Source organism: Rhodoblastus acidophilus (genome assembly GCF_025961575.1).
Classification (GTDB): Bacteria; Pseudomonadota; Alphaproteobacteria; order Rhizobiales; family Beijerinckiaceae; genus Rhodoblastus; species Rhodoblastus acidophilus_C.
This window is the reverse complement of sequence record NZ_JAOQNX010000008.1, coordinates 119590-134701: the sequence shown is the minus strand read 5'-3', so window position 1 is coordinate 134701 and position 15112 is coordinate 119590. Positions and strand designations below refer to the sequence as shown.

General features: G+C 57.7%; 10 protein-coding genes. All 10 read left to right on the top strand.

Features of this window, described 5'->3' with window-relative positions; translation table 11 throughout:
* Positions 1-27: 27 nt before the first annotated feature.
* The 10 genes from M2320_RS07790 to M2320_RS07745 all read left to right on the top strand — a co-directional run bounded on the left by M2320_RS07790 (position 28) and on the right by M2320_RS07745 (position 14992).
* The gene (locus M2320_RS07790; RefSeq protein ID WP_264596784.1) at positions 28-1059 is read left to right on the top strand and encodes a DNA cytosine methyltransferase; all 1032 of its coding nucleotides are present in this window, start codon (positions 28-30) and stop codon (positions 1057-1059) included.
* Between the two features lie 11 nt (positions 1060-1070).
* Positions 1071-1778 carry a hypothetical protein gene (locus tag M2320_RS07785; protein ID WP_264596783.1) on the top strand — a complete coding sequence of 236 codons (708 nt, stop codon included), beginning with the start codon at positions 1071-1073 and terminating at the stop codon, positions 1776-1778.
* A gap of 35 nt (positions 1779-1813) precedes the next feature.
* Complete coding sequence (locus M2320_RS07780; RefSeq protein WP_264596782.1) at positions 1814-3649, top strand: hypothetical protein; 1836 nt, start codon at positions 1814-1816, stop codon at positions 3647-3649.
* Positions 3639-5735, top strand: a complete 2097-nt coding sequence (locus M2320_RS07775) for a hypothetical protein (protein ID WP_264596781.1) — start codon at positions 3639-3641, stop codon at positions 5733-5735. The genes M2320_RS07780 and M2320_RS07775 overlap by 11 nt, the downstream gene beginning before the upstream one ends.
* Positions 5736-5752: 17 nt before the next feature.
* On the top strand, positions 5753-11602 hold the full coding sequence (locus tag M2320_RS07770) for a DEAD/DEAH box helicase (protein WP_264596780.1): 5850 nt from the start codon (positions 5753-5755) through the stop codon (positions 11600-11602).
* A 70-nt stretch (positions 11603-11672) separates the two neighbouring features.
* Positions 11673-12119 carry a very short patch repair endonuclease gene (locus tag M2320_RS07765; protein WP_264596779.1) on the top strand — a complete coding sequence of 149 codons (447 nt, stop codon included), beginning with the start codon at positions 11673-11675 and terminating at the stop codon, positions 12117-12119.
* A gap of 28 nt (positions 12120-12147) precedes the next feature.
* On the top strand, positions 12148-12513 hold the full coding sequence (locus M2320_RS07760) for a hypothetical protein (protein WP_264596778.1): 366 nt from the start codon (positions 12148-12150) through the stop codon (positions 12511-12513).
* Positions 12514-12912: 399 nt separating this feature from the next.
* Positions 12913-13491, top strand: a complete 579-nt coding sequence (locus M2320_RS07755; protein ID WP_264596777.1) for a recombinase family protein — start codon at positions 12913-12915, stop codon at positions 13489-13491.
* 226 nt (positions 13492-13717) lie between these two features.
* The gene (locus tag M2320_RS07750; protein WP_319801420.1) at positions 13718-14641 is read left to right on the top strand and encodes an ArdC family protein; all 924 of its coding nucleotides are present in this window, start codon (positions 13718-13720) and stop codon (positions 14639-14641) included.
* Positions 14642-14755: 114 nt separating this feature from the next.
* Positions 14756-14992, top strand: coding sequence for a hypothetical protein (locus M2320_RS07745; protein WP_264596776.1), 237 nt, complete (start codon positions 14756-14758; stop codon positions 14990-14992).
* The last annotated feature ends 120 nt before the right edge of the window (positions 14993-15112 follow it).

The window sequence follows — 15112 nt, the reverse complement described above, 5'->3', positions numbered from 1 at the left end:
TTGACAAGCCCGCATGGCTTGTCTGCAATGGCAGAGCGCAGCCCGTTGAAGAGGAATCAGCTGATTCCAGCCGGTTACAAGACAAGAAAATATTTGGAGCAAATTTCGGAAATGCCCACGGCTGTATCCCTTTTTTCCGGTTGCGGCGGAAGCGACGCGGGCCTCATCAAATCGGGCTTCGAAATCCTGATGGCTAGCGACATCAACGACTTTGCCGGCAAGGTCTATAGCAAGAATATGCCAGAAGTTGACTTCGTCGTCTCGGACATCAAGAAAATAAAGTCGTTTCCCCGCGCAGACCTGCTGGTCGGATGCTACCCCTGCCAAGGATTCAGCAACGGTGGACTGCGCGAAGCCGAACGTGGCATTAATTACCTTTATCAAGAATTCAACCGAGCCCTGCAGATAATAAAGCCGAAGGCATTCATCGTAGAAAATGTCTCCGGCATGCGCCGCAGCAATTTCATCCACCTCTTCGACAGCCAGTTAAAAACTTTCGCGGAATCTGGCTACAAGGTTGTCTGGAAAGTGCTTGATGCACGAGAATATGGTGTGCCACAAGAACGAACGCGCCTGTTCTTTGTTGGAATCAGGTCAGACCTTGACGTCGACTACGAATTTCCGAATCCAACGCACGCTCTGCCGGGTGAACTGTCGCCGCTTCCACCTTGTCCGACGATCCGCGATGCGATCGGCGACATGGATGAATGGCCGGAAGGCGAGTTCGACGCGCAGCCATTCCACTGGTACTATATGTCGCGCAACCGCTATCGCGGCTGGAACGAAACAAGCCGAACCATAGTAGCCAACAGCCGGCACATATCGCTGCACCCCGTAAGCCCTCCGCTCAAGCGAATTACAACAGACGAATGGGTCTTCGCGCACGACGGTCCCGCGCGACGATTTTCCTATAGAGAGGCGGCTCGCCTTCAAGGCTTTTACAACGATCTCAAATTTCCCGATGAGATCGGGCTCAAGAGCCGGTATCGGGTCGTCGGCAACGCCGTACCGCCACCCCTTTTCGCGGCAGTCGCTGGCGCTCTGCCCGACATTTTCTGACCGGCGCCGCCATGGCCGGCTTTCCTGCAAAGCTCAAGGATTGGGAAGAGCTCCTTTGCAGAGCCTACCTCCAGGTCAGCGGCTCTGGAAACCTTTTGCCAATCACGTCTTTCGAAATAACGTCGCACCGGCTTGCCCAGATATCGATCGACCGGACCGACGACGAGTCTGCCAAACAAGCATTGGCTGCATTCAAAGGCGCGTTCAGTATCAATAAAATCAGGCTGGCGTTCGAGAACGGCTGGTACGAGGCCATGCCTGACCTGCCGGGATGTTTCTCATATCTTGCCCTGACCCTCCTGGTTGAAAACGCCCTGGACGACCAAAACAAAGGTGCTGGCGCATTTCGTGATAAGCTGTCCACATTTCTGGATTCCGACCACCAGTTTGTCGAAATCACCGGCATAGCTGAAATGTGGCGGCGGTTAGAGAAATGGCTCAGAGAGCGCGCCGCGACATATGACGACTACCGCGTGCTGCAACTGCCCGACGCGAAATCATGGGTCCAGATCGGATACACTAAGCGCCTGGCCTTCCCGGCGAAGAATGACATTATCTTCGGACGAAGGGTTCTCAAAAAACACGAGAAGATTCTCGATCACCCATCCAAACTGATTTCGTTGTTCGAAAACCGGTCGAAAAAAGCCCCGGCAAGCAAGGGCTTGCCGACGCATTCCGCACCTTCAAAGAAGAATATTATAGAGGAAACAGAGCGCTAGCTAATCACGACTTCTGGCGTTTCGCCAGCATCTGCGTGAAGAACGGCGAAAACGACGACGAAGACATCAAGCCGGCGCTGTTCTTGGCAGAAAAAGACGAAGACGGACGATGGACATTCGCAATTAGGGCCACCGACGAAGAAGCGCCCGAAAAAAGGTCGAGCATAATTACCGATCTTTTCAACACAGAGAATCGCGGATGGAAAACTCCACGATCAGTGATCAAAGGCTACGTCGTTTTCCTTGAAATCGGATATGGTAGATGGCAGTCCGTCGAAACAACGGAACAATGCCGAGGCAAAGTCCTGCTGGCTGTTCCGCAGCAAGTCGCGACCAGAATGAAAATCGGCCCGACACAAGGTTCGGGTTATTGGTGCATTACGGCGGAGCCCATCACCGTCGCATCGGCAGAGCTGGCGCTGACAGCGTCAGGGATTATTCAAGAAACGCCCGATTGCATCGCAGAAATCGAATTCAGCGACGGCGTAAGAAGCAAAGGATCATGGCTGGGGCGGAAAAACCTTCTGCCGACAATTTGCGGCATAGAAGGCGCAACAAACGTTAGACCGTGCGCCGGCGCCAGGGGAGCCCTTTCAGCCCGATCAATCGAGGGAAAAAACCGGGTCGAGCTGACGACCGAGGGAAGATTGAGCGGCGATTTCGATGTCGAGATCCGCTTCGATCCCAAGGATACGATCCCAAGCTGGTCGCAACGGCTGACCTTTGTCGAAAACGCATACACCCACCAAGGTCCAGGACTAGCGCATTCCGAATGGCAGCAGCTCGAAGACTGGCACGGTCTCGCGTCGTTCGGCCAGGCCGACATCAAACCTGAAGCCCTGGCGTGGGACGAAAATCCCGGCGAAATGGATGATTTCTGCGAGGCGATTTACGCAAAAGGCAGCGCCGACCGCGCTGAAGGCGATATCGCTGAGCTCGCGCAGTTTGCCTTCCAGGGAACACAAAATCCTTGGACGATGATCAAAGTCCTTCAAGACTCGGCAATGATGCGGCCACGGCTGCGCCCTGGATGGAAGGGCCGAAACTGGGAGATCCTCGCACCAGCCCTACATTTTGCCGGATACGCTGAAAGCGCTGAGGTTTATGTTGTCAACGGAGCCATTGGCGAACGCCTCGCCAATGCCTTCAAAGACGTCGTGACCGCCAACAAAGGACGCCCGTTCCGGCGGATGCCGTTGCCCGGCGCGCCAGCCCTTTATGGCTTCTTCGGCGGAAATGCTGCAGACATCGCCCGGCGGCTTGAGTGGAACATCACAGCAGCCGCAATCGATAGCCCGGCAATAAACGGACGATTCGCGGAAACCACGCGGCGCATCAAACAGCCAGAACGCAGCTACTGGTCGTGGCAATCGAACCGGTTCAAAAACCGCCGCGACGATGAAAGCGCAGTGCAGCTTATCCATGAGCGTCATCCCGAGGACCGAGACCACGACATTTACAAGATCGAGAGTCCAAGAGGCACATTGGCGACGCTGTCGCGCACCGCAGCGTTTGCCTACGCATACCGCATCGGAAAAAAAACGGTTTTCCGTCACGGCGACGCAGTGATCGCGGCATTGGAGCCGGACGCCCGCCTGCCAGCTGAAATCGCATTGGCCTTACGGACACGGCATTTAGCGAACCCTGGAAGCGCCGACCGCTGCATTCTCTATCCCGCCAGCGGCGCCGACATTCGGCTGCTCAAGGCGGCAATGGGCCCAATTTTCGTAAACGGAGCCAAGGAAGAAAGGACGTTGACCGAGCTTAGTCTTCACGCCAGACTCCGAGGCGGTGCCCAGCGGCTCATCTGGAAAGATTCAAAAATTTCTCTGAATCCAGAAAATATCATCGAATCGAAAAATGAATATTAACGTCACGACTGAAACCGAAAGCGACGAATTTCTCGGCCGATGCACATCACGCAACGGCCAATCCGCGCTATTCGCCGTAACGCACAAAAAGAACAACAACGGAGAATTCGAACCGATCCCAGATCCAAGAAAGGTTTTTCCCAAGAAGGGCGAAGCCGAAATGATCGGGATCGACGCGATCAACGCAAACATCGGCGATGAAAGAATCTTCAACGTCAGGGCACACACCCAATTCCGGGCGCAAGCAGAAAACAAGATCGTCCATCCTCGGCAGCTTGCCAACTATCTATACTGGCCAAATGTCGCGGACTCGGCCAGCGCGCGAAAGCAAATCACCCATAATCCGCAAGCGGTCGGCCTCCATGCCGGAACGTGGGCGATCAGATTTGCCGATGACGAAATTGCGGTGATCAGCCTCGCTGACAATGGCTGCGGACAGCTTGGCATTCCGCCAGAAGAAGCTGTCGCCGTGCCGATCTATCAATATGACGCGGCAGCCGTTGTAAAACGGGTCGGCGAGACAGACGCTGGCCAGCAATATGTACCGGTACCAGAAAAACAGATCCGCCATGCGAACTGGCAGACCGACAAAGATTACCTGACGACAATCATCCAGGCCGCAAGGCGCTTGGAAGATGACGGGGGACCTGGGGGCAAAAACACGGTCGCGACCCTGCTCGAATTCGTCAGATCGACAGGAACAACGCCCGCGGGCTCGATATCGCTAATCGCGCCGCTTGATCGGCTCGCAGCCATAGACGCGATCAGAAGCGCTGAAATCTTCAAGCTGCTGGAACTCGACAAAAAGCTCCTTGACCATGTGATCGATATTCTGAAAAGCGACCCAAAATTTCAACAACTTAGAGAAGAAGCCGCGAAGCAGTTGGCGGAAACTGAAAAGCCGGCAATCGTCGAACGGATCGAAGCAAGCATCAGAACGCAGATTATAGGCACGGCCGAGGCTGAGGCCCGAAAAATCATAGAAAACGCAAAGGCGACGTCCGACCAGTTCGAAAAGGACATGCTGGCGGAGGTCGACGTAAAGACCGACACCTATGAGAAGGAAAAACTCGCGCTGATCGCCAGGCAACTTAGCAGCGAAGAGAAAAAATACGCCGCCGCCTTGGAAGAATTGAAAGGGCACCAAGAGAAAGCAGCGACCGAGTTGCAAGCGCTTGAAGAAAGACTCGGCCTGACGGTCGGCGAATTGGCGACCGCAGAACAAAAAAAATCCGAGATCATGGCCGAAATCGAGCGCCTATCCGGCGCAGCAAATTCCCTAAGGCGATCGGCTATTGCGACACCCCACCCGTTCAGGCCCGCTCCTAAAGCCGGATTGCCAAAGCGGGCAAGCCCAAGAGAATGGGCGGACAGCGTCGCCGCAAATCCGTTGCTAACTTGCGCAGGCAAGGAAGCGATGGCACGATTCGCAGCGCTCACCATTGCGGGCGAAGTGCCAGTCCTCACCGGCGCAGATGCCGACGACTTCATCAAAATAGCAGCGCGAATTACCTGCGGCGGACGCGTCGCGGCGCTAGCCGCAGACCCGACAATCATCACCGTCGACGACCTGTGGGTGCGAGCCGGCTCCGGCACGCCGACAGCGCTCGGCATTGCGCTGGGCGAGATCATCGCCGAAGAGAACTCCGATCCGGCATTGGCCGTCATTTCAAATCCCGGGCGATCGGCCAGCACCCACTGGCTGCAGCCCCTGGCCCAGCTGACTAAAGGCGGAGCGCTGAAAGGAAAGCTTCGGCCGGCGATCATCGCGCTTCAAATGGATACTGAGGTCGAGGAAGCCGCCCAAGGGTGTTTCCAAGTCGACACCGCCGGTACGATCGAGAAAGCCTCGCTGCCCGTGGCGCCGCTATTTTTCGGCGACATCTCGAATATTCAAATCCTGACGGGACCGGATGCAGGCCTGAACGCCGCCGACGTGGCTTTGGCCATCACTGAAATCGCGCCCAAGTCGCTTGCCCTTGGCATGAGGGGCGCGGAACTTCTGAGCGCCGCCAGCCTCCTAATGAAGGAAGACGACGCCAAAAAATTTACGAAGGAATTCATCGCGGCGGTCAGCCCGAAATAGGTTCAGGAGAAGCAGCAGTGCTCGACGCCCTTGGCGGTTTCAACCGCATCCGCGATTTTTTCATCACCTACGTTGAAACCGCGTTCCGGATTTCAAACCCCGCCATTCAAGACGCCCGACGCGATCTCTTGCTGACGCCCGGGGCGTTCGCCGTCGATCCATTTGTCGAGCCGGTCGTGCGGTATAGTTCGTCGAAGCAAACGCTAGAAGACCTGCTTAACCAGACGGACGTTCTGGCGCCGCTGGGACGCGAAGCCCGCAAGGCTTTTATAGAGCTCGCGCTATCCGGCCTCTTTCCCGGCGAAGACGCGCCAGCCGGCGACGAATTGCGCCGCCAATCGTTTTACGCGCCCTACGTGCATCAGATAGAGATGTTGAAGCGCGGCCTACGGGCTGGAACGCCCGGCATCGTGACCTCAGGAACCGGCTCCGGCAAAACGGAAAGCTTCATGCTTCCTGTGCTGGCTCAGATCGCAAAGGAAGCGGTGGAGTGGACGCCTCCGGCGACCGGCTACCTCCAGGGCCGCTGGTGGCGGATCAAGCAGCAGGGATACCAAGCCCAGCGCCAAGGTGAAACACGGCCGCCGGCCGTGCGCGCGCTCATACTCTATCCCATGAACGCCTTGGTGTCCGACCAGATGGTCCGCTTGCGGAAGGCGCTGGATTCGGACGCCGCCGCAGCGATCATGGAAGCGCGCTTCAACGGCAACCGAATTTTCTTCGGCCAATATAACGGCGAGACCCCGGTCCCAGGCCATCATACCCATCCGCGGCTCGACGACGAACGCGAGCGAGGCCGCACGCAGCGCAGGCGACAGCGGATGAAGGCGGCAATGGTCGCCATTGACGAAGACCAGGAGGCGGCGCGCAAGTTCGACAAGAACGCCGCGGACGAAGCCAGAAAAAGGGGACAAGAGCCGCCCGAAGAAACGCGCTTCATCTTTCCAGCGCTTGACGGTGGCGAAATGGTTTCGCGCTGGGATATGCAGCACCGCCCGCCGGATATCCTGGTCAGCAACCCGTCGATGCTCGGCGCGATGCTGTCCCGAGAGGTTGAAGACCCGATCTTCGACCAGACGCGCGCATGGATCGAATCGAACCCAGACGCATGCTTTTTCCTCGTGTTCGACGAGCTGCACCTCATGCGCGGCTCGGCTGGCACTGAAACAGCCTTCCTGATCAAAAGCCTGCTGGTCAGGCTCGGACTGGACCTGCCACAAAATATGCACAAGCTGCGGATGCTGGCGTCCAGCGCCTCGCTTCCGCTCGACGACGAGCGTGCCGCGGACAGCCTTGCGTATCTCAGAGACCTGATCGCGCCGTTTGGAACTTCGGCGACCCCGGGAGCCCCAGGCTCAAAAGAACCGGAATTTTGGCGCAAATGCATCATCGCTGGCGAGCCTGAACTTCCCAAGTCGCAGCCGAAAAAGCTGGATGCCGCTCCCTTTTTGGCGCTGCTCAAAGACAGCCGCTCGCAGCAGGACATGGTGACGGCGATCCAGCGCGACGCGGCTGAGGCCGCTCTCGTCAAAATCGCTGAACAGTTCGGAATTGACGCGACCCTGCCGGAAGCTGAGCGAAACGCGCGAATTTGCGAAAATGCTGCCGATCAGATCACGCTGGCGTGCATCACCGGCGAAAATAATGAGATCCGCGCAACGGCCGTTTCCGAAATCGCCCAAAAGATATTCGGCGGCGATCCCGACAATGACGCAGTCCGCGGGCTGCTGCTGGCGCGAGCGCTGAACGAATCCGACCTATCGTCTAGAAAGATCAGGCAGGGCACGCCATCATTCAGAATTCACACGTTCGTCCGGAACATCGAAGGCTTGTTCGGCTCCGTTTCGAGAAACGCCGGCGGCAAGACTGAAATCTCCGACCTTACGATGGACCGCGGATTATCGCACGCCAAAGCCAAGAACGGCGCGCGTGGGCGGCGACTGTTCGAACTGCTCTACTGCCAAGCCTGCGGCGACCTTTTCCTTGGCGGACAGCGCGGCAAAACTGGAAATGCGAACAGAATCGAGCTGCTGCCCACGTCGCCCGATCTTGAGAAGCTGCCGGACGAAGCTGCCGTAACGACCTTCGACAACAAGACCCTCGACGAATACGCCGTGTTCTGGCCGTCGAGAGATGTCGCACGTTTGCCAGAGCGGCCATACGACCAGTGGCAGAACGCGATCATTGATCCGGCGCTGGGCGTCGTCGAAATCAGCGCACAAGACCGCCAAGGATGCATCTCAGGCCAGATCTACTTCCAGTTAGATGGAGCCGTGCCAAGGCGGGGCGTACCCAAAACCGCGCAGCCTTACTGCTGCCCGAAATGCGGAACCGATTATTCGCTCAGGCCGGCGAGCAATTCCCAGCGCTCGCCGATCCGTGCTTTCCGCACCGGCTTTACCCAAGCCTCGCAGCTCGTTGCAACCGAGCTATTCGAGCTGCTCTACGCCACTGGCGGCGACCCGAAAACGATTGTCTTTTCCGATAGCCGTCAGGATGCGGCCAAAACAGCCGCCGAAGTCGAAAAGCTGCACCGCCGAGACCTGACCCGCGAAATCTTTGTCACGGCCGCGCGCGGCCACCTGACGGAACTCGCATCAAGGTATGTTCCGCCCGAAAAGCAAATCCAACGCATCACGGAAATCTACGCCGACCCAAAACTATCGCCGATGCTTCCGGCCATCATGAAGGAATGGAAGGAAGAAGGGCCCGGCATGCTTAACAGGAAGGTCCGCGTGGGTCGGCTCCTCCAGAGCGGCGACAGCACGACCACAGAGCTATCCATCGTTGCGGAAGAGTTCATCCGGCTCGGCATTCACCCCTCTGACGTGCGCGGGCGCGCCTACTATCACTTCCAGCCGTGGTTCAAGAGCTTCACCGAAACCAACGGCAAAATCGAGTTCGCGCCAACGCTATCCTTGAATAATAAGCTGGAAATCATCCAGCAGATTCTTCAAGGCCAACAGGAATTCGCCGCCGACATAATCTTCTCAAACACGTTTTTTGCTCTGGAAGAAACTGGTCTGGCCTATCCCTCACTAGGACCGGACCTAACAAAAGACAGCGACGAATTGGATGCATGGGTTCGCGTCTTCGCTTCGGCCTACCGCGTCAGAGAAAGCCGCTTCGCCGCCAACAACCCCAGCTGGCAAATCGCGAATGACGTCAAGAACAAGAGGGTCAGGCGATATGCTGAAGCCGTGGCTCCGAACGACCCGAATGCGTGCGTTGACAGCGTGCTGCAGCGTTTCAACGGGTTCGGCCATGACAACGGCGAGCTGCAGATCGAAAAGCTTTATCTGCGGCTGGCCTCAGCCGACGATCCATATTGGAGCTGCCGCTCCTGCGAACGCGTCCATCTGCACCGAGGTCACGGAATCTGCACACGATGTCATGTGCAACTGCCGCCCTTGCAAACCGGCCTCGCGCGCGACCTTTGGCAGCGCAACTTCCTTGGACGACGGATAGTGCGAAGCGAAATCGAGGGCATCCCACGCTTCCGAATGACCTGCGAGGAGCTTACTGGACAAACCGACGACTTCTCGGAACGTCTGCGCCGGTTCAAAGGCATTTTTGTCGACGAGATGACCCCGATCGAGCGGGCCGCGCGCGACATCGACCTCCTTTCGGTCACCACTACGATGGAAGTCGGCATCGACATCGGCTCGCTTAACACCGTATTCCAGGCGAACATGCCGCCGCAACGGTTCAACTACCAGCAGCGTGTCGGTCGGGCTGGCCGGCGCGGCCAGGCCTTCTCGTTCGTACTGACGTTCTGCCGCGGCCGCACGCACGATGAACATTATTTCCGCCATCCCAAAGCGATCACCGGCGACCCCCCGCCACCGCCGTTCCTCGCGGCAGAACATCTGCCGATACCCGAACGGCTGACCCGGAAGGTCTGGCTGCGCGCAGCGTTCGCCAGGCTCCGCGACGACTGCGAAGCGCAAGGCGAGACCTACCCCGGCGACGAGCTCACGCCGCCGGACATCCATGGCGAATTCGTTCCGACCGACGTCTACTACGACCCGGCGCTTAATTGGCAGCAGCGGCTTCGCGCCGCTCTAGCAGCAACACAGACCGACCGCGACCGATTCCTGACCGCAGCGGTGATAACCAAGGCGCAATCAGAAAATGACGCGGCCTACATTGCCTCATATTTGACTGCGGACAAGGTCGTCGAGGAGATTAAGAACGCCGCAGGAGGAACCGTTCCCGAACGCATGGGCCTTGGACAGTTCCTCGCCGAACGCGGGCTGCTGCCCATGTACGGCATGCCGACGCGAGTGCGTAATCTTTATGTCGGCTTGAGAAAAGGCGCCACGCACGGCGGCCGTGACGAACTTCCCGAATGGTCGACGATTGACCGCGACATCGACATCGCAATAGCGGAATTCGCGCCTGGCAACCTGCTGACTAAGGACAAACGAGAACATCTTGTCGTTGGATTCACCGGCCAGCTGCCCGATCCAATGAGGAAAAAAGGTCAGGGCATCGACCTCGGCGGCCCAATGACGCACTGGTGGGACGAGAAGCTGCACATCGCATTCTGCCCCACGTGCGGCTCCGCAAACACATCGCCAGAAAAGCCGGATGCCGCAACCGTCTGCGACGACTGTAAATCGCCGGTGCCGCCCGAGGCGTTCCAGCTTTTCCACACGCCCGCGGGCTTCCGCACCACCTTTCAGGACAAGAGCGACGAAAAGCCGCCGTACCGCATGAACCTGACGACCGTGGCGACCATGCTGCACGAAGGCAGCCCGGCTGACTATGCCAACCTCACCCTGAAAAAGGGCGCCAACATCACGATCATCCGGCTCAATCAGGGGCCAGAAGACGATTTGGGCGCGCCTGCCGGCTTTACCGTCACGCCAATGGAAGACGCGCGCATCTATATTCCCGGCCAAAAGGGTCAAAACGCCAGGGGCCGCCTCGAGCATCAGGCCCTGGTCGACGACCTCCTTCCTGACACGACGGACCGCTGGATCAACAAGCAGCCGCCGATCGGCCCATTCGGCCTCATGTCGCGAAAAGAAACTGACGCGCTTTACATCGAGCTCAGGGACTTCGACCCGCGCCTCGCGTTCGACCTCGTAGCAAGACGCGGCGACCGCTCACATCTCGCCGCGCGCGCCGCCGCGATCAGTGCGACCTACATGTTGATCCAACAGGCGGCGATCGAACTTGACGTCTCACCCGACGAGTTCGAAGCGCTTGAGCCGCGGCTGCGCGAAAGCCGGCCAATCCTTCAGATCGCGGACACGCTGATCAATGGTTCTGGCCTATGCCGAGCCATGGCGGCGAGCGAAGGAGGACGAACACCTAAGATCGTCACCCTGATCGACCGGATCATCAACGACAAGAAATGCCGACCGCTGGCTGAGCTGCTCGACGATAGCCACACGTCTCGGTGCAAAACCGCGTGCTACCATTGCATCCAGCAATACGGCAACCGGCGCTACCACGGCCTCCTGGACTGGAGGCTTGGATTGGCATTCATACGGGCGCTGTCGGACAGGGGCTATGCTTGCGGGCTCGACGGAGACTTTTCGCATCCGGAACTTGCCGATTGGCGCCAACAGGCGCAAGAGCTTGCCGATGAGTTGCAAGCAGTCAGACCGACGACATTGACGGTCGCAAACGACGGACCGCTGGGCCTGCCAGTGGTTATCGATAGCGGCCAAAACCAGACGCGGACAATGGTCGTCCATCCGCTATGGCGGCTAGACGCGACGGCCAATGCCCGGCTGTTTGGCGCCCTAAATGCCGGCGACCAACGCTTCGTTAACACTTTCGAGCTGCTGCGACGGCCATTGAAAGCCCTCGAAAACGCACAGCAAAAGCCGATCGAGCATCCGGCGCGATAAAGTCTGGACGGTAGGCTAACTAAGCCGCCGCCCGTCATCATTCAGGAAAAAGAGGCATTGAAAAACGCCTATGTCGGCGCGCCAAGCTAAGATCAAAAAACGAAAGGTGCGCGAACCGCTGACGCGGTCGCAGATCATGGCGCGCATTAAGTCGTCGAACACGGCACCCGAGATGAAGGTCCGCAAGCTTGTGCACAGACTTGGAATAAGATTCAGGATCAATAACAATGATTTGCCTGGAAAACCTGATCTCGCCAATAAAAGGAAGGCGTGGGCCATCTTTGTCCACGGATGCTTCTGGCATTCGCACGCCGGCTGCCGGCTTGCGTCAAAGCCAAAGACCAACACGGCTTATTGGCAGCCCAAGCTCCAAAGGAACAAGGAACGCGACGCTGCAAATGTCGAAGCCCTTAATCACTTGGGGTTTCGCGTTCTTGTAATCTGGGAGTGCACGACAAAAGACGTCGCGACACTGACGCGCGAACTTAATACCTTCTTTGTGTTGATTTCCGCCTAGAACCGACAAAGGTTCGCATGGAGCCATCGTGCGCGAGCGGTATCCGAACCTGAGCGCCGAAGATCAAGAAGCGATCCGGCAGCGCGTCGTTTTGGCGATGAACCTGACCAAAATGGGCAAGGCCGCCGCCGCGAAAATCGCCGAGGACGGCGAGCTGCGGGGCAGCGCCGCCTGTGTCGGTGGCGTGCGCCAATATGCGATGGATGGACCGCGGAAGACGACCACATCTCCGCGAAGTGACCACGCGACTGTGTTCGAGGCTGTTCCCGCGAGAAATTGGTCGCGTCGGAAAACCCGCCGGTTAGGCGGGTTTTCGGTTCTTGGACATTACCGCCTGGGAGGTTTGGCGTTCTCATTAATCGAGAATTCGACCTTCATCTTAAAATATCTATAGCCCTGTTTGGCGATATCAGCTTTATCGTCGTTGCTCAGCTTCGTTTCATCAACCGTATCCTGCTTTTTCCACTCTTCGGAGATGGCTCCGGCTGGAAACGCAGCTCCGGACCTCAAAATCAGTCCTTCCCCGCGGCGCACCACATTTTTGTAACGATCATACAATTCAGCCATTGCCGCTCCTCATGTGTTCGGTGGCATCAACATAATTGAAGTCGGAATTCCGTTTGTAAAGCACATCCATTTCTTCCAAACTGCCTCTCTCATAAACGTCGGTTTATGAGAGAGGTGCCGAAATATCTGGCTGATGCTCAAGCACAGCAATCCACTCCTCTCAAAACCGTCCCTTGAAATTACACTCGCATAAGTGGCATTATTGCTTGGCTTTTGAGAGGGATAAATGTCGATCATCGGCTATGCGCGGGTTTCTACTCGCGATCAAACGACAGCTTTGCAGATCGATGCGCTGGCCAAGATTCCTTGCGACCGAGTTTTCGAGGAAGCGGCTTCCGGCGCCCAACGCGATCGACCTCAGCTCAAGGCCGCGCTCGAATACCTTCGGCCCGGTGACACCCTTGTTGTTTGGAAGCTCGACCGCCTTGCGAGATCGCTCAAGCAGCTCATCGAGACGATCGAACTTTTGGATCAGCGCCAAGTCGGATTCCGCTCGTTGACGGAATCGATCGACACGACGACGCCAACCGGGCGCCTTATTTTTCAGATTTTCGGCGCGCTGGCGGAATTTGAGCGTGGTCTTATACGAGAGCGCACACAAGCGGGCTTGGCGTCGGCGCGCGCACAGGGCCGGTTGAGCGGCCGGCCTTTGAAAATGACGGAAAAAGACATCAACGCCGCCAAGGCCCTTCTGGCCGGAACCGACTTGACTGTCGATGAGGCGGCTCGACGGATCGGCGTTTCGGCGTCGACGCTTTATCGGCATCTGCCTTCAGCCCGAGCCGTGGCGCGCGGCGAGGCATAGGCGCATAGCGCCGAGGTTGCCGGCGTTGGCACGGCGCATTTGGCGCCGCGCATTTCATCACGAGCGGCCTGTTTGCCGCCGTCAAGGGGAAGCCGAGGGGCGCCGCCCCTCTCTCCCCACAAGCAAAATCGACACGGCCGTGGCTCCGCGCTTCGCTTGTGCGCCCGCTCCACCCGCATCGATTTGGCTTGCCCCCTCCGATCCCCGGTCTCGCCGACGGGCAGGGTTGCAGCAGCTGCTGCAACCCTGCTCCGACGCAAAGGCCGAAACCATGCCGGGACAACGCTTTGATATCCACCAGCACATTACAAACAAGCTGATTGCCGCCATCGAAAGCGGCGCGGGAGAATTTCAGCTGCCTTGGCATCGATCGACCGGCAACATTTGCCGACCCGTCAATGTCGCGTCGAAAAAAGCCTATTGCGGCGTGAACATCCTTTCCCTTTGGGCGACCGCTGACGAGCACGCCTATAGCTCTGGTTTGTGGGGCACCTATCGCCAATGGGCCGAAGCCGGCGCCCAGGTCCGGAAGGGCGAAAAAGCCGCATTCATAGTTTTTTACAAGGAATTCACGGTCGAAGCCGACGACAACAATGACGAGCCCGAAACCCGTCTTTTTGCGCGCGCCACGCCGGTCTTTGCCGCCGAGCAGGTCGACGGCTTCACCACGCCCACGATCAAAACTCCCGCCTCGATCATGACGCCGATCGACCATGCAGAAAGCTTTATCGCCAGCACCGGCGCGACGATCAGCCACGGCGGCGAGCGCGCCTTTTATCGCCGATCGACCGACAGCATCCAGTTACCGCCGCGCGAAGCTTTCAATGGCACCGCGACCAGTAGCCCCGCCGAGTCCTACTATTCGACGCTGTTGCACGAACTGACCCACTGGACGAGCGCACCTACCCGCTGCAATCGCGAGCTGGGTAGGCGCTTTGGTGATGAGGCCTACGCGATGGAAGAGTTGGTTGCCGAGCTTGGAGCGGCCTTTCTATGCGCCGACCTCGGCGTGACGGACGAGCCGCGCGCCGACCACGCGCAATACCTTAGCGATTGGCTCCGGATCATGAAGGCCGACAAGAAGGCAATTTTCGCCGCCGCTTCCAAGGCGTCCCAAGCCGCCAATTATTTGGCAGGGAAATGCGTTTGAAGGTTTTCAAGCATCTTGCACGATCGATTTTCAAAACGAAAAATAAACCCAAGGACTTTCAACTGTGGTCGCGGTCTGCGACACTTAATCAAGATTGATCAGAAAGGAGACGAAATGAAAAACATTACAATCGAGATTTCCGTCGAGGTAGCTAAAACGCTTGCTCAGCTCGCAGACCATTGCACCGAGATCGACAAGGCCTCCGATGGTCTCACGAGCCACGGCGCCTTGACGGTAGAGTCCCTTCTTCAGATGTTGGCCAACGATGCCAGTATGATCTTGACGCGGCGCGGTTCTTGGGAGGGCGACAGAATGGCCGCGCTTTTCGCCTCCCACGGGTATGATATTTGAGAAGGCCGTTACGGAGTGCCTAGGCTGCTAATGACGCTAAACTGCTAAATTCGACGGATGTGTTTAGCAGTTTAGCAGAATTAGCAAATGAGGAGGTTCACTTTGCGAACCTCCCGGAAA